Origin of the sequence: Lentzea kristufekii (assembly GCF_033949925.1) — a bacterium.
Taxonomy (GTDB): domain Bacteria; phylum Actinomycetota; class Actinomycetes; order Mycobacteriales; family Pseudonocardiaceae; genus Lentzea; species Lentzea kristufekii.
This window is the reverse complement of sequence record NZ_JAXAVV010000074.1, coordinates 1-1,459: the sequence shown is the minus strand read 5'-3', so window position 1 is coordinate 1,459 and position 1,459 is coordinate 1. Positions and strand designations below refer to the sequence as shown.

The 1,459-nt window shown below is 66.1% G+C and carries 1 protein-coding gene; it reads right to left on the bottom strand.

The annotated features are described in order from the left end of the window. Positions 1–233 precede the first annotated feature (233 nt). Positions 234–1,415 carry an IS4 family transposase gene (locus tag SK571_RS46095; RefSeq protein WP_319990420.1) on the bottom strand — a complete coding sequence of 394 codons (1,182 nt, stop codon included), beginning with the start codon at positions 1,413–1,415 and terminating at the stop codon, positions 234–236. Positions 1,416–1,459 lie beyond the last annotated feature (44 nt).

Sequence of the window (1,459 nt, the reverse complement as noted above, 5' to 3'; positions counted from 1 at the left end):
CAATGCCGGTCGGTTAGGTGGTCTTGGCTGGTCTGCGGCGGTGTCCAGTCAGGGTGGGCGGGGCGATGGAGATCGTTGAGGTCGGTGGCCTGCTGGCCCTGTGTTGCTGTCCGTGCTCTGCCCGTTTGACGGGGAAGTTGCTCATTTTCCTTTTGACCACACGGGGATAGCTCCGGTCCCGGCGCTGCGGGTTGATCCCGGCGATAACGTCCGCCAGCAGTGTTCGGTAGTGATCATCGTTGTGGCGCAGGGGGAAAAGACTCCGGCCGCCAGATCCGGGACCGGAGAACGCGCACGGTGTTCTTGTGGGAGATCCGGTCAGGGTCCAGCAGGGCCTGATCGGCGGCGTCCACCTGCACGCACATCGTGGCGTAGTGCACCGCCAGATGCGCCCAGAACTCCTGACGCACCCCTTCGGGCGACTTCGACCGGAAGATCTTCTCCTCGTTGAGCTGGACACTCTTGACCTGCTTGAAGAATCCCTCGACATCCCATCGCTGGTGATAGACGGCGGCGAGTTCCGCCGCAGGAGCCCGCACCGGATCCAGGACCGTGGTCACCAGCCGGTAGACCTCCTGCGAGCCAGGCAGCGAGTACTCGATCGCCCGAAGCCGGAACGGCCGCTGTCCGGAGGACTTCGGCGGGGTGATCTCGGCGATGAAAGACCCATCGCCAAGATACTGCGAGGGAACCAGAATCAGATTCGCCGACACTCTCCACGCCAGGTCCGCGCCCGTGGCCGCCGCTGCCAGCCAGCGGCGGAAGGAGTAGACATGCCGGTCCGCCAGCAGCAGCATGCCCGGCCGCAGCGAGGGGAACATCTCCTCGATCAGCATCGCCTCCCCGGCGGCATAGGCGTCCATCCGGGCGTCGAAGACCGCGTGCGTGCCCAGCTCGACCAGACACGCCGCCTGGATCTGCGGATACGCTGTTCTGCCCTCGCCACGGCCGGAACCCGGGCGGCCGAACTCGCGTTCGTTGTCCTCGGTGTCGGGCACGGTGAAGGTGGTCCCGTCCACCGCGGCCAGCAACCACTCCCGATACCAGGAGCCCTGTGTTTCCTGTCGCGCCAAGGGTTTCATCACCGCCCGCGCCACGGTTTCCATCGGGCCCGCTCCCAGCCGGCGGCGGGCGTCCCCGATCGAGCCGGTCGTGGGCACCCGGTAACCCCGCCCGCCACGACCGAACACCGACATCAGGATCGCCATCGCCGAACGGTAGGACTCGTGCGGAAACAGGCACAGCACCAGCGTGAAGTAGAAGACCAGCCTGGCCGGCAACGCCCGCGTCCGCTGCTCCCGCCGCCAGTACTGATCGATCACCCGATCGACCAACTCCACCGGAAACGTCCTGGTCAGCACACCGACAGCAGCCTGATCGGCCAAACTCGGCCGCCCACCCACCTCAAGATCCACAACCGCAGGCTATCGACCACCCACGAACTAACCGACCGGCATTG